The sequence below is a fragment of the Gordonia asplenii genome, from assembly GCF_012933505.1.
In the GTDB taxonomy this organism is placed as follows: Bacteria; Actinomycetota; Actinomycetes; order Mycobacteriales; family Mycobacteriaceae; genus Gordonia; species Gordonia asplenii.
The window spans coordinates 39570-59577 of the sequence record NZ_JABBNB010000037.1; the positions used below are offsets into that span (position 1 = coordinate 39570).

The 20008-nt window shown below is 66.4% G+C and carries 18 protein-coding genes; 9 read left to right on the plus strand and 9 right to left on the minus strand.

Translation table 11 applies throughout. The features are described from left to right. Nucleotides 1–2 precede the first annotated feature (2 nt). From HH308_RS25385 to HH308_RS25395, 3 genes are read left to right on the plus strand one after another with little or no spacing between them, the layout of a single operon-like run. Nucleotides 3–1205, plus strand: a complete 1203-nt coding sequence (locus HH308_RS25385) for a lycopene cyclase family protein (RefSeq protein WP_170197059.1) — start codon at nucleotides 3–5, stop codon at nucleotides 1203–1205. 12 nt (nucleotides 1206–1217) lie between these two features. Then, nucleotides 1218–2735: a tetratricopeptide repeat protein gene (locus HH308_RS30575; protein ID WP_170197060.1), complete on the plus strand. Its 1518-nt coding sequence runs from the start codon at nucleotides 1218–1220 to the stop codon at nucleotides 2733–2735. 57 nt (nucleotides 2736–2792) lie between these two features. After that, the gene (locus HH308_RS25395) at nucleotides 2793–3362 is read left to right on the plus strand and encodes a hypothetical protein (RefSeq protein WP_170197061.1); all 570 of its coding nucleotides are present in this window, start codon (nucleotides 2793–2795) and stop codon (nucleotides 3360–3362) included. On the opposite strand, the gene HH308_RS25400 is transcribed toward HH308_RS25395, so the two are convergent. Beyond that, a complete protein-coding gene (locus tag HH308_RS25400; protein ID WP_170197062.1) occupies nucleotides 3353–4300 on the minus strand; it encodes an NAD(P)/FAD-dependent oxidoreductase in 948 nt (315 codons plus the stop codon). The two genes, HH308_RS25395 and HH308_RS25400, sit on opposite strands and share 10 nt — an antisense overlap. Nucleotides 4301–4380: 80 nt before the next feature. After that, complete coding sequence (locus HH308_RS25405; RefSeq protein WP_170197063.1) at nucleotides 4381–5085, minus strand: type 1 glutamine amidotransferase; 705 nt, start codon at nucleotides 5083–5085, stop codon at nucleotides 4381–4383. A gap of 151 nt (nucleotides 5086–5236) precedes the next feature. On the opposite strand from HH308_RS25405, the gene HH308_RS25410 reads away from it, so the two are divergent. After that, nucleotides 5237–6202 carry a PDR/VanB family oxidoreductase gene (locus tag HH308_RS25410; protein ID WP_170197064.1) on the plus strand — a complete coding sequence of 322 codons (966 nt, stop codon included), beginning with the start codon at nucleotides 5237–5239 and terminating at the stop codon, nucleotides 6200–6202. Nucleotides 6203–6228: 26 nt separating this feature from the next. After that, nucleotides 6229–7278 (plus strand): Rieske 2Fe-2S domain-containing protein, encoded by a 1050-nt coding sequence (locus HH308_RS25415; protein WP_170197065.1) that lies wholly within the window; start codon nucleotides 6229–6231, stop codon nucleotides 7276–7278. 732 nt (nucleotides 7279–8010) lie between these two features. On the opposite strand, the gene HH308_RS25420 is transcribed toward HH308_RS25415, so the two are convergent. Both HH308_RS25420 and HH308_RS25425 read right to left on the minus strand, forming a co-directional pair. Continuing rightward, nucleotides 8011–9282, minus strand: a complete 1272-nt coding sequence (locus HH308_RS25420) for a cytochrome P450 (RefSeq protein WP_211188843.1) — start codon at nucleotides 9280–9282, stop codon at nucleotides 8011–8013. 40 nt (nucleotides 9283–9322) lie between these two features. Next, complete coding sequence (locus HH308_RS25425; protein ID WP_170197067.1) at nucleotides 9323–10675, minus strand: glutamine synthetase family protein; 1353 nt, start codon at nucleotides 10673–10675, stop codon at nucleotides 9323–9325. Nucleotides 10676–10816: 141 nt separating this feature from the next. Here HH308_RS25425 and HH308_RS25430 point away from each other — a divergent pair, with 141 nt between their 5' ends. Continuing rightward, the gene (locus tag HH308_RS25430) at nucleotides 10817–11617 is read left to right on the plus strand and encodes an acetoacetate decarboxylase family protein (protein WP_170197068.1); all 801 of its coding nucleotides are present in this window, start codon (nucleotides 10817–10819) and stop codon (nucleotides 11615–11617) included. Between the two features lie 37 nt (nucleotides 11618–11654). Beyond that, nucleotides 11655–12161 carry a MarR family winged helix-turn-helix transcriptional regulator gene (locus tag HH308_RS25435; RefSeq protein WP_170197069.1) on the plus strand — a complete coding sequence of 169 codons (507 nt, stop codon included), beginning with the start codon at nucleotides 11655–11657 and terminating at the stop codon, nucleotides 12159–12161. A 599-nt stretch (nucleotides 12162–12760) separates the two neighbouring features. Here HH308_RS25435 and HH308_RS25440 read toward each other — a convergent pair. From HH308_RS25440 to HH308_RS25455, 4 genes are read right to left on the minus strand one after another with little or no spacing between them, the layout of a single operon-like run. Then, entirely contained in the window at nucleotides 12761–13492 is a 732-nt protein-coding gene (locus HH308_RS25440) for a gamma-glutamyl-gamma-aminobutyrate hydrolase family protein (protein WP_170197070.1), read from the minus strand. After that, nucleotides 13489–14349 (minus strand): fumarylacetoacetate hydrolase family protein, encoded by an 861-nt coding sequence (locus HH308_RS25445; RefSeq protein ID WP_170197071.1) that lies wholly within the window; start codon nucleotides 14347–14349, stop codon nucleotides 13489–13491. The genes HH308_RS25440 and HH308_RS25445 overlap by 4 nt, the downstream gene beginning before the upstream one ends. Nucleotides 14350–14376: 27 nt before the next feature. Next, nucleotides 14377–15330, minus strand: coding sequence for a DODA-type extradiol aromatic ring-opening family dioxygenase (locus tag HH308_RS25450; RefSeq protein ID WP_170197072.1), 954 nt, complete (start codon nucleotides 15328–15330; stop codon nucleotides 14377–14379). After that, entirely contained in the window at nucleotides 15330–16814 is a 1485-nt protein-coding gene (locus HH308_RS25455; protein ID WP_170197073.1) for an aldehyde dehydrogenase family protein, read from the minus strand. Before HH308_RS25455 ends, HH308_RS25450 begins: the two co-directional genes overlap by 1 nt. Nucleotides 16815–17007: 193 nt before the next feature. Between HH308_RS25455 and HH308_RS25460 the strand changes: the two genes are divergently transcribed. Together HH308_RS25460 and HH308_RS25465 are read left to right on the plus strand one after the other, a co-directional pair. Next, complete coding sequence (locus HH308_RS25460) at nucleotides 17008–18537, plus strand: APC family permease (protein WP_170197074.1); 1530 nt, start codon at nucleotides 17008–17010, stop codon at nucleotides 18535–18537. A gap of 55 nt (nucleotides 18538–18592) precedes the next feature. Further along, a complete protein-coding gene (locus HH308_RS25465) occupies nucleotides 18593–19186 on the plus strand; it encodes a helix-turn-helix domain-containing protein (RefSeq protein ID WP_376767272.1) in 594 nt (197 codons plus the stop codon). 335 nt (nucleotides 19187–19521) lie between these two features. Here HH308_RS25465 and trxA read toward each other — a convergent pair whose 3' ends face one another. Beyond that, nucleotides 19522–19887: a thioredoxin gene (gene trxA / locus HH308_RS25470; protein WP_170197076.1), complete on the minus strand. Its 366-nt coding sequence runs from the start codon at nucleotides 19885–19887 to the stop codon at nucleotides 19522–19524. Between the last annotated feature and the right edge of the window lie 121 nt (nucleotides 19888–20008).

Below are 20008 nucleotides of genomic sequence, written 5' to 3' on the forward strand. Positions count from 1 at the left end.
CGGTGAACAGCGGCAATACCCGATTCGTGCAGGCAGGTAGGCTGTCGGCCATGCCCGCCGACCTCGATCTCATCGTCGCCGGAGCCGGTCCCGCGGGCCGTGCGCTGAGCTGTCGGGCCGCACGAGCGGGCCTGTCGGTCGCGCTGGTCGATCCCGACCCGCAGCGGCCGTGGCGCGCGACCTACGGCGCGTGGACCGACGAGCTGCCGCCCTGGCTCGACGCCGAGTGCATCGCCGCCGGCGCCTCGTCGGCGACGGTCTACACCCCCGGTCGACGGGTCGTCGAGCGGGGCTACAGCGTGTTGGCGACCGGTCGCCTGCAGCAGTCGCTGAGCTCGTGCGAGGCTCGGGTGATCGCCGCGAGCGCCGCGTCGGTCAGCCGGCATCAGGTCCGCCTCGTCACCGGCGAAACTCTCTCCGCGACAACGGTTATCGACGCCCGCGGCACGCCTCGCACGGCGGAACACGCGGTCCCCCGTCAGACCGCCGTCGGCGTTCGCCGCGCGGCGTCGGGCGGCGAGATGGTCGTGATGGACTGGCGTCGCGCGGCGTCGGCCCCGACGTCGACGTTCAGCTATCGCATCGCGCTGGGGTCGTCGATCGAACTCGTCGAGGAGACCTGTCTGGCCGGTGCGCCGCCGGTCGATCTGCACCGGCTCGCGCAGCTCACCGCGTCCCGGATCGGCGGAGCGCCGCCGGACGCCGCCGGCACCGACCCCGACGTCGAGCTGGTGGACTTTCCGCTGCTCACCCCGCGGCCGCCATGGCGTCGTGGCGCCGACGAACCGCTGCGGTTCGGCGCGGCAGGCGGGCTGATGCATCCGGCGACCGGCTATTCGGTGGCGGCGTCGCTGTCGGCCGCCGACGTCGTCGTCGAGGCGCTGACCGCGGGCGAGGATCCGCGAAAGGCATTGTGGCCACCGTCTGCCCGCGCGGTGTATCGGCTCCGTGCGGCCGGGCTGACGGCGATTCTGCGGATGAGCCCCGACGAACTGGTGGCGTTCTTCGACGCGTTCTTCGGTCTGGCGCCGACGTCGCAGTACGCCTACCTGTCATCGCGGACCGACCTGGCCGGAGTGATCGCGGCGATGTGGCAGGTGTTCGCACGGCTCGATCGACGCGGGCGGACCCGCCTGGTCACCGGATTCACCGCGGGGCTGCGACCAGCGATGTTCACCTACGCCCACAGCCGCCGACGGCGCTGATAGTCTCGTCCAGTGTCGACCGATCCCACCGAACTGCACGGTCTGCTCGCGCATTCCGAGCCCAAACGCACCACGCGTACCACGATGCGCATGACCCCGTTCGGACAGTTGCGCTACGACATCTTCGGCGACGCCCCCGTGCGCGACGACGGGCGCACGCCGGAGGCGCAGACGGCCCTGACCAATGCGGCGCGGATCGCCGCCGAGGGTCGGATCGCCGACGCGATCACGCTGCTGACGAAAGTCGGTGAGGCCGCCCCGGGAAATGTCGACATCGCCCGCATGCTGGGCGCGTTGCACGAGTCGGCAGACGACACCCGCAACGCGCAGTACTGGTACCGGCAGGCCGTCGCGCTCGACGGCGATCTGCGCAGCGTCGTCGCACTGGGATCGTTGTACGGCCGGGCCGGGCGCACCGCCGACGCGCTCGCGCTGCATTCCTACGCGTGGGAGCATCGCGACGGATCGGCGTCGGACGACGACAAGGTGGTCTGCGAGAGCTACCTCGCGTCGCTGGCGCGGACCTTCGACGCCGTCGGGCTGCGCGATGCCGCCGACCTGGCGATCCTGCGCCACGGCACCGACCCGGTCTTCATGTACTACATGGCGTTCGGGCACATCCTGGAGTCGCATGCCGACGATGCGCGGCGCATCATCAGCACCGTGCTGCCCGAACTCGCACCCGACGACCGGCTGGCACAACCCTTCCTCGACCTTCGCGCACGCGTCAACGGCCTGAGCACCGTCACCGCGGGCGGCGGATCGGGTGCCGGTCCCACGCCACCGCCCCGCGAAGTGAACCTCGACGTCTTCGACCTGAATGCCCTTGTCGCGCACTATCTTCCGCCCCGCGGCGACTACGGCGTAGCCACCATCGAGTCCGATTTCGGCGAGTTGCGCTTCGATCTCCACGGCCCGAAAGAGGTGTACGGCACCTGGTCAGACCACTTCGACGCGCTGTACGCGACAACACAGTCGGCCGATCGCGCCTTCGGTTACGGGCTCTACGACGACGCCATCGACATCCTCACCGACCTGATGATCAGCGCCCCCGACTTCATGCCCGCGCTACGGCTCCTCGCCGACGCCTACATGGCGAAAGGCAACTACGCCGAGGCCGAGTACTGGATCAAGCAGTACATCGCCTATACGCAACGACTCGACGGCGTGTACACGCTGAGCATCGTCTACCGGCAGCTCGGGCGCGGTGCCGATTCACTGTGGCTGCTGGATTACCTGTGGCACAACCGCATCGAGATCGATTGGGAGATCGGTGTTCAGGTGGCGCGCGACCTGCTGTGGATGCTGTCGGCCGAACCGGAGAACGGCCGGGTGATGATATCGGTCGGAGAGCGTGCGGCCACCGAGTACGGGCGCGACCCGTGGATCGACTTCTACCGCGGACTCGGCTACCTGTTCGCGCAGCGCATCGTCGAGGGCGTCGATACGCTGCGCACGCTGCTCACCTATGTCGGCGCCAACGACGAGCTCCGGCGCCGCGCGGAAATGCTGATCGCGGAGCACAGCTGAGGCGACGACGCGCTCACCCCCGAGGGGTATCGGTGTCCGATCTGTACTGTACCGAGTATGAGCTTCACCTCCTCTCATGATGCGGCTCCCTCGCAACCGTTTCCTGTTCTCGCCAACCCAGCGTCAGTAGTCCACATCGCACACACCGACATCAATGGAATGGCCCGCGACGCCGCTCGACTGTATGCGCGCACGCCACGACGTGCTCGCTTGCCGGTTCTGACGTTCGCGCTCGTCGCCGTCATGGCGATTGCGATCACGGGAGTCCAGAATGTCGATTGGGTCTTGCTCGTCTTGATACTCGTCGCCGCGATACCCACTGTCATCGCCGCCAATTGGATCCAAACACGAACACTCGTTCCTCAGTTCGTCGCACTTCTCACCGGCGACCGGTCAATGCACACCTACGTCTACGCGGCGTCCGTCCAGAGCGACTCCATGGATGTAGTCCTGCACGACAGTGTCTACGAACGTCTGCACTTCTCGTCGATATCGCGCGTGGACCAATCGGCGTCAATTATCGTCGTTCGATCTCTCGGCGGCGCAATACGCCTAATTCCGCGCGCACTCGTTCCGGACGAGTGGTTCGATGCGCTGCGCAGCGCCGGAGTGCGCGTTCACACCTGACTCGCCACCAGCGCCGACGCCGCTTCCTCGGCGACCAGGTCGGCATTGACCGCGGCGCCCGCCATCACCCCGGAACCCGACGACGCCGATACCATCGCGCTCAAATCGGTGATGTTTCCCGCGGCCCACACACCGTCGACGGCCGTCTTGCGCATCAGGTCGGTCTCCACGAACGTCCCCATCGGATGGTCGGAGACCTCGCCGCCGAGCCGGCGATAGATGTCCGCGCGCGCCTCGAAACGCGGACCGACGACCACCGCGTCGACGCCGTGCTCGGTTCCGTCGGCGAGCACCACGGCGCCGACCAGACGACCATCATGCGCGAGTCTGGCCACTTCGCCGTCGACCACCGCGATGCCGACCGCGGCGAGCTGACCACGCGCGGCCTCGTCGAGGTCGGCGGTGTGCGCGAACATCGTCACGTCGTCACTGAGCTGACCGAACAAGAGTGCCTGATGCACAGCCATCGGACCGGTGGCGAGGATGGCGATCCGTTGCCCGCGTACTTCGTAGCCGTGGCAGTACGGACAATGCAGCACGGTGGCGCCCCAACATTCACGCACGCCGTCGACGTCGGGCAGCACATCGGTGAGGCCCGTCGCCAGAATGAGTCGGCGCGAACGGATTTCGCGGCCCGACGCCGTGGTGAGAACGAACCTGTCGGCTGACCGGGTAGCAGCGGTGACCTCGGCGTCGACGAACTCGACGCCGTAGCCCAGCGCTTCCGTTCGACCCGCGGCGAGCAGATCGAGTGGTGAAACGCCTTCTCGCCCAAGCACATTGTGCGCATGGTCGGCCGGAGCGTTCCGGGGTTGCCCGGCGTCGACGACGATGACGGACCGCAGCGAACGGGCGAGTGCGATCGCGGCGGAGAGCCCCGCAGAACCGCCGCCCACGACGACGACATCGGCCGATTGATCTTCTCGAGATGCGTTCATGCCTTTCACCGTACCGACGCTGTGCGTGAAGGGCACGACGTCTTGCAGGATTGGCAATATGTCGCGGCGGGCCGCGTCGGTCAGTTCCGCGCGACCACGTCGAGGAAGCCGTCCACCAGTCGCTGCGCGCGTATCCGGGATTCTCCCTCCCGAGCCGAGGTGTCGTCGATGAGCGCCCGCACGTCGTGGCCGGCGGCCTCCAGCTGCCGGTCACCGCCGTTGTCGAGCCACCCGATTAGCATCGCGGCGTTCAACTCCGGATGAAACTGGACGGCCAGGTTGCGTCGAATCACGAAGCCCTGCGACGACGCGGCGTTGCGCGCGAGTTCGGTCGCCTTCGGCGGCACGTCCCAGCGGTCGTAATGCCACTGGAACCAGTCGCCGCCGGGCACGACCCCCTCGTCGTCGCTGAACACCGTGCGCCACCCCAACTCCGGCGTCGATGAGCGGTAGACCACTCCGCCGTGCGTCGTGGCGAGCACTTGACCGCCGAAACAGATCCCGAGCACCGGAACGCCGGCGTCGTCGGCGGTGGCCATCATGTCGATCTCCGCGCCGACCCAGTTGCCGATCGTCGCCTCGTCGTACACCGACCACGCGGCCCCCATCGTCACGATCGCGTCGAAGGTCGTCGGATCTGGTAGATCCGTCGTCACGTTCGGCGACGCGAAGCGCTCGGCGGGAACGACCTGGTGTGACGAAACGTCGTAGCCACGCTCGACGAGTCGCTCACCGACGGGTCCGGCCGGAGAGACGTGGTCATGGGAGAGGATGAGGGCTCGCATGCACCACATCCTACACATTGTTCGTATCCAAACAATACACCGCCGACCGTTGGAAAAGCCGCGACCGAAGCCCGAAATCCCTTGCGTAACGGCACGTCATGCCATATCGTTTGTACCCGAATGAATTATCAGTAACGTCAGAGGCAGGGACATGACAGTCACCGAAACAGTTGTCAGAGAGACCGAGTTCGATCTGCGAATAAGCGCCCTCGATCGAGTGTCCGACGGCGTGCTGTCGATCGAGCTCACGCCGCTAGACGATTCCGCTCTGCCGGCATGGACGCCCGGCGCGCACGTGGACCTGATCCTCGGCCCCGACCTCGTCCGGCAATACTCCCTCTCCGGCGATCCGGCCGACCACGGCCGCTGGCGTGTCGCCGTCCTCTTGACGCCGGACAGCCGCGGCGGCTCGCGCGCCGTGCACGAGAACCTCACGGTCGGTGACACCATCCGCGTACGGGGCCCGCGCAATCACTTCGTTCTCGCCGCAGCGCCGTCGTACGAGTTCGTCGCGGGCGGCATCGGCATCACCCCGATCCTGCCGATGATCGCCGAGGCGCAGGCCGCGGGCGCGTCGTGGCGTCTGCACTACGGCGGACGTACCCGCGCATCGATGGCTTTCACCGACGAGCTCGCGCAGTACGGCGACAAGGTGACCCTGGTCCCGCAGGACGAGAGCGGACACCTCGACCTGCAAGCGATCCTCGGAACGCCGGCGGCCGACACCCTCGTCTACTGCTGCGGACCGACACCGCTGCTCGACGCCATCGAATCCACGTGCGAGACGTGGCCGTCGGGGGCCTTGCACACAGAGCGTTTCGCCGCGCAAGAGGTGGACACCTCCGGTGACTCCGAGTTCACCGTGGTCTTCGCACAGTCGGGCATCGAGGCCAAGGTACCGGCCGACAAGTCGGTCTTCACCGTCGCCCGCGAGAACGACCTCAGCGTGCTCGGTTCCTGCCTCGCAGGCATCTGCGGCACCTGTGAGACCGACGTCCTCGACGGCGAGGTCGATCACCGCGACAGCGTCCTAGACGAGGATGAGCGCGCCGCGAACGAAACCATGATGATCTGCGTCTCCCGTTGCCGCGGTCCCCGACTCGTCCTCGACATCTGATCACTCCCGCAGCGAAGGAACCGAACATGACTTCCACCTCTGGAACTGAGCGGCGCGCGGCGTCGATCGACTTCCCCACCGGCAGCTGGTACGCCGTCGCAACGAGCACGAGCGTCGGCCGACAGCCCTCGGCCTGCCGCGTCCTCGGCAAACGCGTCGTGGTCTATCGCGACAGCCGCGGCGACGCCGTCGCGCTCGACGACCGGTGTTGCCACTCGTCCTATCCGCTCAGCCTCGGCCGCGTCGAAGGCGACGACATCCGTTGCGGCTACAGCGGATTCGTCTACGGCCCGGACGGCGCGGTGCGCAGCGTGCCGACGCAGTCGCTGGTTCCCATCGGCGCGCACGTGCACGCCTACCCGGTACGCGAGCAGGACGGCCTCATCTGGGTCTGGCCGGGATCGCCCGGTCGAGCGGCGCGGCGAGAGATTCCCGCACTCGGCTGGCTGACCTCGCCGGACTGGACGACATTCGGCGACAGCTGGGTCGTGGAGGCGAATGCGACACTCCTGCAGGACAACTTCGCCGACATCACCCACATCGCGCACCTCGATCCGGTGGCCGCTCCGCCGGTCCTGTCGAGCCAGACGCCGGAGATCGTCGTCACCGTCAACGAGCTGACCGTCTCGTTCAGTCGCGATTACCCGGCGTCGGCGCTGCAACCCTGGCAGGCCGAGATCCTCGAGGTTCCCGCGGACTCGCAACACGCTCAACGTGAGGAGGGGACGTTCCTGTCCCCCGGCCTCTGGGTCGACCGCTGGGACATCAGCGTCGACGGCCACGGCGAGCAGGACGGAACCAAGACGTCGTACTTCACCCACGCGATCACTCCGATCGATGAGCGCACAACCGCACACACGTGGCGCGTCAGCCGCAACTACACGCCGTCGGCCGCGGCCACCGGAACGATGGAACCGGTGATGCGCGACTACTACCGTTCGGTGCACCGCGCACTGGAGACGATCCAGCGGGTCATCGACGACGACGGCCCCCGCCGCGACGTGACCGTTCGCGCGGACGCGGCGAAAGTCGCAGTCCGCAAACTGATGCGCAGGCTCGCCGCCGAAGAGGCCTGAGCCGTCGTAGACGAAAGACCCGATCCCAGGGGCCTGGGGTCGGGTCTTTTCGTGTGGCGTCGGGTCGGGTGCACCGATGGCGATTGGAAGCTGTTGAGCAAGCGAAGTCAGTCCGCACCCGTTGATTGAGCGCGCAGTCCGCTCCCGTTGATTGAGCACGCGCAGTCCATCCCCGTTGATTGAGCCGGTGATTGAGCCTTGGTTGAGCCTGGTTTCACCGGTCCGGGCACTGCATCTGCTGGTTGAGCCGCGAGGAGCGCTAGCGACGAGCGTGTCGAAACCCCTGTACCACAATGCATTTGATGGTGGCGCACGTGTCGAACTGCGATGGAATCGAACATCGAGGCGTGTGCACCCGTAGAGGGCACACGCCTCACTTGCCGGGTGAGATCTCCGATATTGGCGCGCATCATCGAAAGTCGTTGTGGCTGAGAGGTTTCGACACGGACTGGGCTAGCGCCTCGTCCGGCTCAACCAGCAGAGGGGCGCTTCGGCCGGTGGATCCAGGTTGAGCGAGCGCAGCGAGTCGAAATCACACTCACAATCGACCTCGCGCGACCCCACACCCGACTTCTGATTGCCGTGGTCGTCTGACGCCGAACCCAAAAGGTGCATTCGACGGTTCAGCTGTCGAATGCACCTCTAGGCGGCGAGGCTTCGCCTTTAGTCGGTTGTGTCGCCGGGGTTTCGACACGGGCCTACGCTTGCGCTCCGGCCCGGCTCAACCGGCGGCTACTTCAATGTCACCCGTACCGGGAACGACTTCATGCCGTTGACGAAGTTGGATCGGATCCTCTTGGCCTCGCCCGCCAGTTCAATCGTCTTCAGTCGGGGCAGGAGTTCCTCGAGCACGATCCTGATCTCCAACCGGGCCAGGTTGTTGCCGAGGCACAGGTGCGGGCTGCCCTTGCCGAAGGTCATGTTGTCGACATTCTTACGGGTCACGTCGAGTTTGTACGGCTCGGGGAAGATCTCGGAATCCCGGTTGCCCGATGCGAACCAGGTGACCACCTTGTCGCCGGCCTTGATCTGCTTGCCGGCGAGTTCGACGTCACGGGTCGCGGTGCGCCGGAAGTGGTACACCGGTGACGCCCACCGCAGCAGTTCTTCGAGTCCGCTACCGATCAACGACGGATCGGCCTGCAGACTGGCCATCTGATCGGGCTGGTTGATCAACGCGTAGGTGATGTTGCTGATCGCGTGTCGAGTCGTCTCGTTGCCCGCGATGACGAGCAACGAGAAGTAGTTGTCGAAGTCGAGATCGCTGAGCGGAATTCCGTCGGTGGGCATCTTGTTGGCCAGCATGCTGACCAAGTCGGTGCCGGAGCCGCCCTTGCGTTCGTCGCGCAGCTTGCGACCGTAGTCCCACACGTCCTGAATCGTCGGCGACCGGAACGGCAGATGCGCGAACTCCGCGCTCTCGGGGGCGTCGAGGGGGTGGTCGGTGAAGTCGGGGTCGGTGTTCGCCACTAGTTCGTTGCCCCACGCGATCAGCTGCGGGGTATCGGACCGGGGAACATCGAGCAGCCGGGCGAGAACCTGAATCGGCAGGTCGGCACTGACCTCTTCGATGAAGTCGAACTCGTCCTTCTCCAGTGCCGCGTCGATTGTCTGCTTGGTCAGCTCCCGAAGGAACGCCTCGTAGTTCTTCATCAGGTTGCGGGGCGAGAACTCTCGCTGGATGAGGCCCCGCAACGCCTGGTGGCGTGGACCGTCGGTCTCCAGGATCGAGCGTCGGGCGTCGCGCAGCTCCGGAGCGACCTCTTCCAGGTTGACGAATTCCGTCGATGTGAAGGTGTCGGAATCCTTCTGGACATCCCAGATGTCGTTGTAGCGGGTGACGGCCCAGAAGCCGTTCCCGCCGTCGGTCTCCTCATTCCAGTGCACCGGGTCCTCGCGGCGCAGGGTGTCGAACATTCCCCACGGGCCGCCGTCCGCGGCGAAGCGGTCGACGTCGGCGAGGTCGACCTGATCGAGGGGTACCGAAATCGGTTCGGTCGTCATGTGCATCTCCTTTGATGTCTGGGCTGTGACTGTGGGAGGGCTATAGGTGATAGGTGTACTCGGCGAATTCCCAGTCGGTGATGAACGACTGGAAGCGGTTGATCTCGTCCCGCTTGTAGGTCAGGAAGGTCTTGACGAAGACGTCACCCAGAACGTCACGTAGTTCGGTGTCGGCCTCGAGGGCGTCCAGAGCCGCGGAGAGCGTCGTCGGCAGCATCTCCGACCGCTCGGGGTCGTATCCGTAGCCGACCAGCGGCTCGGCAGGCTCGATCTTGTCTCGGACTCCGAGGTACGCCGCGGCGAGCAAGCTGGCCGTGGCCAGGTACGGATTGGCGCTGGCATCGCCCAGACGCAACTCCAGGCGACTCGCCTTGCCGCGCTCCGGGGGAATCCGCACCATCGCCGACCGGTTGTCCAAGCCCCAGTCGATCAGCCACGGAGCCAGGGTGTCCGGCCCGAACCGCTTGAACGAATTGATGGTCGGATTGTGCAGTGCCGCCAATGCCGGCGCATGCGCGAGGATGCCGCCGATCGCCCAGTGCGCCACCTGCGACAGACCGTCCGCCGAGTCGGGGTCGTCGAACAGGGCGGCGCCGTCGTCGGACCACATCGAGAAGTGGATGTGGAAACCGGAACCTCCCTCGTCGTTGAACGGTTTGGCCATGAACGTCGCGAGTTTGCCGAGTTTGCGCGCCAGTTCCTTCACCGCGGCCTTGAACCGGTGTGCTCGGTCAGCCGAGTCGAGTGCGTCCGAGTGCCACAGGTTGATCTCGAATTGGCCCGACGAGAACTCGTGATTGGCCGCGACCACTTCGAGGCCGTAGTCACCGAGCTGCCGAAGCGACGACAGCAGGACGTTCTCCGGATCGCCACGCAGCCCGGACACATAGACGTTGCCGGTCGCTTCGCCGTAGCGCGCCCACCCGTTCGGCGCCTTCTCGTTGGGCTCCAAGACGTAGAACTCCAGCTCCGGCCCGCAGATGGGGCTCATCCCCAATTCCGCGAACTGCTCGACGACGCGCTTGAGCACCTGTCGCGGGCTTTCCTGCGACGGTGAGCCGTCCGGGTTGAACACATCGGCGATGCAGTGGGCCACCCCGGGCTCCCACGGAACCGGCTGCATCGTCTCCAGGACCGGGAAGGCGACGACGTCGGGGAGGCCTGCGTTCATGCCGCCGTCGATGTCGACGACGCCGCCGCCCGGCGTCGTGCCGTACACCGATCGACAGAAGGCGACGCCACCGCCGACCGTCCGACCGAACCGGTTGACGAGGACATCTCGCCCGCGGTCGGTGCCGATGATGTCGCTGTACCCCAGACGCACGACATCAATGCCCTGTGCTTCGAGGTCGGCTTGTGCCGGCGCTAATCCTGAGGTGTCGAAATGTGCCACGGTTGCCTCCAACTGGATGATCGTTCGGGTCCAAACAATATCGCAATGTTTCCTGCGTCACAAGGTTTTCAAGAGACTCGGAACCCTGTATTGTTTGGACCCGAACGACTTTCCGAACACCCCGCGAAGGAAGAGACACTCATGGCCACACTCAACGGATTCTTTTACCCGCGAACGGAATTGGGGACGGCCGGCATCGTGCCGAATCCGCCGTGGTATTACTCCGGCGACCTACTGACGGTCGAATACCGGACAGATCCGGCACGGGTACGTGAGCTGCTTCCCGAACCGCTCGAACTCGCCGACGAGGATCCCGGCGCGGTGGCGTTGATCTGGGCGGACTGGCAGTCGTGCAGCGGATCGCGCGAGGAGCTTCTCGATCCGGTCCGCGCGCAGTACAAAGAGGCTTTCGTCGTCGTGCGCTGCTCGTATGCCGGCCAGACCTTCTCGCGGTGCGTCTACATCTGGGTGGACAAGGATTTCGCCATCGCCCGCGGCATCCACCAGGGCTACCCGAAGAAGCTCGGCTCCATGTGGCAGACCCGGCCGCACCCATTCCTGCAGGCAGCGCCCGCGATCGGACCGGGCGGTGTGTTCGGCGCGACGCTGGCGGCCGGCGATCGTCGGCTCGCCGACGTCGTGCTGACCCTGCGCGAAGAGTCCGACACGAACGGCTTCGTCAACGGACACGCGATGGCTCATCACCGCATCCTGCCCGGCATCGAAGCAGGCTCCCCCGACGCCTACAACGAGCTGATCTCGTCGCAGGGCGCCGAGTTCGAACGCGGGCAGGCATGGAAGGGCGACGTCGACATCAACCTGTACAGCTCACCGACCGAGGAACTCGATCGACTCACCGTCGACGAGATCATCGGCGGCTACTACTGCCAGGTCGGAGTCGTCTGGAACGGCGGACACAGCCTGACTCGCCTGGTTCCGTGACGTAGTCGAGGCAGCGTCGTCCCATATACTCGCCCGCATGTCCCCTTTCGCCACGCTCCGCGAAACCGAGGAGGCGGTCGGTGAGCGGGTCGGCGCGCTCCCGATCGACTTCAACGCGATGCACGCATTGTCGAGCCTGCACCGCGCTGCCAACGCCATCCGAACGCACACGACGAATACCGTCCTACGAGATGCTGACATCTCGTGGACCGGATTCGTCGTGTTGTGGTCGGTATGGATCTACGACGGTCTGCCCACGTCGCAGGCCGCCGAGTCGGCGAATATCTCCAAGGCAACCTTGACCGGGGTGGTCGGAACCCTGGAGAACCGCGGCTGGATCGAGCGATCGACCGACCCCGACGACCGCCGGCTGATCAATCTCGCGCTGACCGACGACGGTCGAGCCCTGATGGATTCCCTGTTCCCGAAGTTCAACGCACTCGAGGCCGACATCGTCGCACCGCTCGGCGACCGGAAAGTCCGGGAACTGACGAAAAGCCTGCGCCTGATCGTCGAGCAGATCGAACAGCTAGAGCTCGACTGACCCGGCGCAGGCCGGACCGGAACGATCCATCCGCTGGTTGAGCCGGACCGGAGCGCTAGCGACGGTCCGTGTCGAAACCTCGCAAGCCAACGATGCCAACGCATCCAGACACCATGGAACCAGCGGAGATCGGCTCACCGTGGTTCGACGCGAGCGCGTCACTTCGCTGCGCTCGCTCAGCACGGCGCTCGCTGCGCTCGGCGGGCCCGGCTCAGCGGGTGGGTGTGGTGGTTTCGACACGCTCGTCGCTAACGCTCCTCACGGCTCAACCAGCGGCGGGCCTGTCCTCGGTGGATCCAAGTTGAGCCGGACCCCAGCGGCTCCTTCCGCTGGTTGAGCCGGACCGGAGCGCTAGCGAAGGACCGTGTCGAAACCTCGCAAGCCAACGATGCCAACGCATCCAAACACGATGGAACCAGCGGAGCTCGGCTCACCGTTTCGACGCGGGCGCGTCACTTCGACTCGCTGCCCTCGACGGGCCCGGCTCACTGGCGGGTGTCGTGGTTTCGACACGTTCGTCGCTAACGCTCCTCACGGCTCAACCAGCGGATGGCTCGGCGGGCCCGGCTCAGCTGGCTGCGCGGGTCTGGATTCACCCCCTACCTCGCCGCATTCACCAGACCGCCGAAGATCGACGCCGACAGCCGATCTGACCCGGCGGTGTCCTCGGGGTGCCACTGCACTCCGACGAACCATCCCGGGGCGTCGTCGAGGCCCACGGCTTCGATCGTTCCGTCGTCGGCTCTGGCGACGACACTCATCCCCTCACCCAGCCGGTCGATCGACTGATGGTGGTAGCAGGAGATCTCAATCGTGTCGGTGCCCCATAGGTCTGCCAGCAGACTGCCTTCGGTGACCGCGACCGTGTGCACCCGATGACGGTGGTCCGTGCCGCCGGTCGACGCCGCGTCCATGTGCGCGTGCAGCGTGCCGCCCCGCGCCACCGTGACGACCTGCAGGCCGCGGCAGATCGCCAGCAGCGGAGTGCCCGACGCGAGCGCGTAGCGGGCCACCGCCATGTCGAAGGCGTCCTGCTCCTCGTCGACGTCATAGTGTTCGGGATGACGCTGCGCACCGGTCCACACCGGCGACAGGTCACCGCCGCCCGGCAAGAGGATCCCATCGCAGAAACTCAGCCGCCGGGCCACCTCGTCGACGTCGACGACCGCACCCGGCGCCACCGGGTGCACGACGACGGGCTCGCCGCCCGCCGCGTAGACCGCGTCGAGCAGTGCGCGAGCCGTCACCTCGGCGCCGTACCGCAGTGCCGACGCGTTCTCCGAGAACCGCGCGGGGATCGCGATCAGCGGACGTCGGCCTGCGTCGCTCACGGCTGCGGCGGCGCGGGCTTGCGGATGCCGCGGAATTCCCAGTCGCCGCCCTGCGCGGTCGAGAGCACCTCTTCGCTCTCGGTCGGCTGAGCGCCGACGTCGGACCGGATCGGCGTCGGGCCCTCGACGATGTGGTTGCGCAGTGTGCCCAGCCCTTCCACCTCGACCTCGACGACGTCACCGGGGTACACGGTGCGCGAGATCGCCGGCGTTCCCGACAGCAGGATGTCGCCGGGCTGGAGGGTGATCGTCCGCGCGATGTCGGCGACGAGGTAGTGCATGTCCCATTCCATCTCGTCGGTGTTGCCGTCCTGACGCACCTCGCCGTTGACGATCGTGCGGATCCGCTTGCCGCGGAAATCCCAGCCCTCGACGATGCCCGGCCCGATCGGGCACAGCGTGTCGGCGCCCTTGACACGCAGCATCGAACCCGAGTCGGTGTCGCGGAAATCGTGCAGCCCGTAGTCGTTGGCGACGGTGTAGCCGCGAATGTAGTCCCCCGCTTCGGCGGGCGAGATGTTGCGCGCGGTGCGCCCGATGACGATGGCGATCTCGCCCTCGTAGTTGAGCCACTTGCAGCCGACGGGCCGCACCACCGCGGCGTCGTGAGCATTGAGCGCGGAGACCGGCTTGTGGAAGTAGGTCGGCGCCTTGGGCAGCGCGGTCTGCAGCTCGGTGACCCGGCTGAGGTAGTTGAGGTGGACGCAGATGATCTTGCTCGGCTCGACCGGCGCAAGATGCGTCGCGTCGGCGATCGGTGTGCGACGACCGTCGCCCGCGACGAGATCGGTGCCGTCGACCCGGACGTCGACGACGTTGCCGTCCAGCAGGATCCGACGGTATTCGGTGGTGGTCATGGGTGTCCTTCGGGTTCGGCTCGCCGGTTATCCGGCTGCGGTCAGGTCGGGGCCGGCGGTCTGCCGGAGGTAGTCGGGATCGGCGGGAGTGCGGCGCGGGCGCGGGAAGCCGGACTCAGGCCGGTCGAACCAGTAGTGCACCTGGCCGGTTCCCACCGAGTTCTCGTATTCGCCGTAGCGTCGCCCGGACGCGGTGCAGTCGCCTTCACCGATCGCACCCATCATCATCAGGTAGTGCCCGAAGCGCGCCTCGGGTTTGAATCGGTAGAACTCGTCCATCGTGTCGAGCACCCGTGCGTGATCACCCGCTTCGAACCACTCCATGCGCTTGGCGTCAGCGGCGGCCGCTTCGGCGGTGAAGATGTGCTCGACGCCCGACGCCTCGTGGTCGCGCAGCTTGCGCAGCGGCCAGAACGTGTGCGAGAGCGCGCCGGAGGCGATGAGCATGACCTTGCGGTCGGATTGGGCGATCGCGTCGCCCAGGGCGCGGCCGAGGCGCAGGTTGTCTTCGCCGTCGGCCGTCTGGCAGACGCCGATCGAGATCCACTTCTTGTCCGGCAGGCCCTGCCCGAGGAATTCCCACAGGTTGGTGGTGGCGTAGAAGATCGGCAGGTGATCGTCGTCGATCGCGGTGATGAACGTGCTGTGCGCGGGACCCTGCTCGGCGATGCGGTGGGCGAGCTCGGGATCTCCGGCGAAGTCGTAGTGGCGGCGAGTCATTCCGCGCGGCAACTCTTCGGAGGTGAACAGCCCGGCGCGGCGCTGCTGAGCGGTGACGACGAATTCCACCGTGGTCGCCCAGTGCGAGTCCAGCACGACGACGGTGTCGTAGTCGACGGTGTCGAAGACCTCGGAGCGCAGCTGATGCAGCGCGGGCACGAGGGTCGTGTCCTCGCCGTGATTGAGCTCGCGCCGAATGTCCTCCGGCAGCACGATAGTGGGGACGTGCGCGAGCAATCCCGCGCCGACGACTTCGCCCATCAGTTTTCCTTTCCGTCTGCGGTCCAGCCGGCAGGCGAGAAGACCGAGTTCTTGACATTGGTGTAGAAGTCGAAGGACCAGATTCCGCCTTCGCGGCCGATCCCGGACTTGCCGTTGCCGCCGAACGGGGCGCCGAGGTCGCGCACGAAGAAGCAGTTGACCCACACGGTTCCGGCGTCGAGGCTGTTGCTGACCCGCTCGGCCCGCACCGGATCGCCGGTGACCAGCGTGGCTGCCAGGCCGAATCGGGTGTTGTTGGCCAGGTCGACGGCCTGCTCTTCGGTCTCGAAGGTCTCGAGGGTGAGAACCGGCCCGAAGACCTCCTCGGTGAGGATCTCACTGCCCGGCGTCGCGCCGGTCAGGATCGTCGGCGCGAAGAACAGTCCCCCGAGGTCGCCGTTGGGTCCGCCGCCGAGGATCGGCTGCGCGCCGTCGGCGATCGCGCGTTCGACGAAGCCCGCGGTGGTGTCGAAATGCCTGCGATGGATCAGCGCCGAGACGTCGGTCGCCTCGTCGCGCGGATCACCCTGCACCAGGGTCGACGCCTTGTCGACGACGCGGCGGGTGAACTCGTCGGCGATCGATTGCTCGACGATCAGCCGCGAGCCCTTCAGGCAGACCTGCCCGGCGTTGTCGAACTGCTCGACCGCGATGTCCACCGCGAGGTCGAGGTCGGCGTCGTCGAACACGACCAGCGGTGACTTGCCGCCGAGCTCGAAGGACAGCGGCACGATGTTCGGTGCCGCGGCCGCGGCGATGACTCCGGCGGTCGGTACCGACCCGGTGAAGCAGAGTCGGTTGATGCCGGGGTGCGCGGTCAGCGGGGCGCCCGCTTGCGCACCGGTGCCCTGCACGACGTTGAAGACGCCCGCGGGCACTCCGGCGTCGTGCATGATGTCGGCGAGCAGGGATGCGGTCAGCGGCGCCCACTCCGGCGGCTTGACGACGACGGTGTTGCCCGAAGCGAGTGCGGGACCGATCCGCCAGGTCGCGAGCATGAGTGGGGCGTTCCAGGGTGTGATGATCGCGACGACGCCGGCCGGGTCATAGGTGATCCGTTCGCGGTGGTCACGCACCTCCATATCCGGGTGCGCGAGCTGCTCCTGCGCATAGTCGGCGAAGTAGCGGAAGTTCATGGCCACACGTGGCATGACACCGCGGCGATGGCTGCGCAGCAGCGAGCCGTTGTCGCGGGTTTCGACGACGGCGAGTTGCTCGACGCGCTCGTCCACGAGGTCGGCGACGCGGCGCAGGATGGCGCTGCGCTCTTCGACGGGCATGGCCGCCCAGGCCGGGAACGCGGCACGCGCCGCGGCGACAGCGGCATTCACCTCTGCCTCTGTTCCGGCGCTGACGCGTGCGATCACCGATTCATCGATCGGCGACACGGAGTCGAAGGTGGTCGCCGAAGCCACCCGCTCGCCGCCGATCCAGTGCCGGGTGTCGACGTCGACGCCCTCCACCGTGGCATGAAATTCGTTCATCTGTCCCTCGCTTCGTCGAGATCGTTCGGGTCCAAACGATAGGCGCTTTCGCCTCTCGGGTCAACACCTTTCACCCGACGCGGTCAGTTCCCGCGAATGTCGCCGAAAGTCTTGCGCGACACAGTGAGATGGATTACCTTTTTGCAATGTCGTTCGGACCCGAACGATGCAGGAACGGCTTAGGAGCCCGCCCATGACAACGCCACCCGAAGCGCACCCGCCCTCAGTGCCCACGGACCACATCGAACGTCGCGACAGCCAGAAACTGCGCGCCGGCAAACTCGGCACTCTCGCCATCGCCTTCCTGGTGGTGTCCGCGGCGGCCCCACTCACGGCAATGGCCGGCGGCGCGCCCGTAGCCATGCTCCTCGGCAACGGACCGGGGGTACCCGCCGCATACGTCATCGTGTCCGCGCTGCTGATCGTGTTCGCCGTCGGGTACACCGCGATGGCGCGCCACCACACCAGCACCGGCGGCTTCTATTCGTTCGTCGCCCGGGGCCTGGGGCAATACGCCGGTGGAGCAGCCGCGTGGATCGCACTGCTCGGCTACAACACCATGCAGATCGGTCTGTACGGACTGTTCGGATCGGCGACGGCGTCGTTCCTGTCGGAGAACTTCGGCTGGCATGTGCAATGGTGGGTGATCGCGTTCATCGGCATGGCGATCATCGCCGTCCTCGGCTATCGGCAGGTCGACCTGTCGGTGAAGGTCCTGTCCATCCTGGTCGCCGCCGAATTCCTGGTCGTGATCATCGTCGACGCCGCGGTCGTCGCCAAGGGCGGCCAAGGCGGCACCACCGGTCTCAGCCTCGACTCGTTCAGCTGGTCCAGTCTCACCACGGGTTCGCTCGCGGTCGCCCTGTTGTTCAACTCGGCGTCGTACATCGGCTTCGAGGCGACGACCATCTACAGCGAAGAAGCCCGCGACCCCAAGCGCACCGTTCCCCGCGCCACCTATCTCGCGGTCCTCGTCATCGGCACGTTCTACACGATCACCACCTGGCTCATGGTCAACGCTCAAGGCGCGACCGGACTCGTCGCACACCTCGCCGGCCTGCAGCCCGACCCGACGGCATTCCTCTTCGAGATCAGCCAAACCTACGTCGGCACCGCCGTCACCAGGACCATGTCCCTGCTCTTCGCCACCAGCGTCTTCGCCGCGCTGCTCGCCTTCCACAACGCGGTGGCCCGCTACCTCTACGCACTCGGTCGCGAAGGCCTGGTTCCCGAGCGGCTCGGCCGGACGCACCCCCGGCACCTCAGTCCGCACGCCGGATCCGTCACGCAGACCGTTCTGGCCCTGGTCGTCGTGTTCATCTTCGTCGTGACCAATCAAGATCCGGTCCTGGCGCTGTTCACCTGGCTCACCCAGCTCGGCACCCTGTCGATCCTGTTCCTGATGGCTCTCGCATCGCTCGCGGTGCTGGTGTTCTTCCTGCGCAACCGCGAGCTGGACCGCAACATGTTACGCACCCGAGTCGCCCCGACCGTCGGCTTCCTGGCCCTGGCGACCGTCGCCGTCTACGCGGCGTCACAGTTCGGGAATCTGATCTCCAGCCCTGGCAGTGCACTGGCCTGGGAGCTGCCGGCGTTGATCGCCGTCGCGGCGGTCATCGGTGTGATCTCGGCCGTCGTACTCAAACGACTGTCGCCGGCGCTGTTCGCCAACATGGGCCGCCACCGCGGCGACGAACTCGATCCGACGGCGTCGGAGGGCTGACTTCTAGCCAAGAGTGCCAAGGCGGCATATTCTCTTGCTCATGACGCAAGAGAATATGCCGTCTTCTGTCGATCTGGACGTCGTCGTACGCCAGCGTATCCGCAGCCTCCGACTCGCCCGGGGGTGGTCGCTCGACACGCTCGCCGCGCGGTGCTTCCTGAGCCCTTCGACGTTGTCCCGCCTGGAGACCGGACATCGGCGCATCGCGCTCGACCAGCTAGTGCCCATCGCGCGGGCGCTGGGGACGTCGATCGACCAGCTGGTCGAACCGATCGACGACACCGACGTCGTGATCCGCCCCGAACCTCAACAGTGGCCCGGGCGAACCACGTGGATCCTGTCCCGCGACCGCGCCGTCAACGGGGTTACCGTCGCCAAGATGCGAATCGACCCCACCCCACCCGGGTCCGACGAACTGCGCGTCCACCCCGGCCACGACTGGTTCACCGTACTGTCGGGCACCCTGCGTCTGCGGCTGGGTGAACGCACCATCTTCGTCGAGACCGGCGACGCCGCCGAGTTCTCGACGATGGTCCCGCACTGCCTGTCCGCACACGAGGCGACCACCGAAATCCTCACCATCTTCGACCGCGAGGGTGAACGGGTCCACCTACCCGCCGGCCCGACACCCGACGTCGAGCCGAGCTGACGGGTTGCGATTTCCGCTGGTTGAGCCGGGTCGAAGCGCTACGAGGGTGCTGATCAATCCAACGGGCGGCGCGCACCCGCTGGTTGAGCCGGGCCCGACGAGCGAAGCGAGACGCGCCCGCGTCGAAACCAAGGTGAGTCGAATTGACAACTGTCACAAGGCGTTTGGATTCGTTGGCATCGTCGTCTTGCGAGGTTTCGACACGGGACTCCGCTTGCGCTCCGTCCCGGCTCAACCAGCGGGTGAGGGACGTTTCGGCGTTAATCAGCACCGTCCTAGCGCAGACCCGTGTCGAAACCACGCAAGCCGACGGGGACCAACACAGAAGTCGGCCCCTAGACGTCCTTCGCCGCGGCCTGCTCCGCGACGGCCTTGTCGATGTCGAGGTCGACGACCTGCTCGACCAGCGACTCAAGCGCCTTGGGCGGCAAAGCTCCGGCTTCGTTGAAGACGAGGTAGCCCTTCTTGAAGACCATCAGCGTCGGGATGGAGCGGATGTTCGCGGCGCTGGCGAGCTGTTGTTGAGCTTCGGTGTCGACCTTGCCGAAGACTAGGTCGGGGTACTTCTCGGAGACCCGCTCGAAGACGGGGCCGAACTGCTTACAGGGCCCGCACCACTCCGCCCAGAAGTCGACGAGGACGATGTCGTTGTCTTGGACGGTTTGGTCGAATACTTCGCCGGTCAGCTCAATCGTTGCCATGGTGTGTGTAACGCGCCCGCATCCCGATTTGTTTCGCGGGCGCACTCACGGCGCATTTCCGACAGAACGGCCCAGATCCGACACCTGAGTGTGGGATCTGGGCCGTTCTGTCGGAATTGCG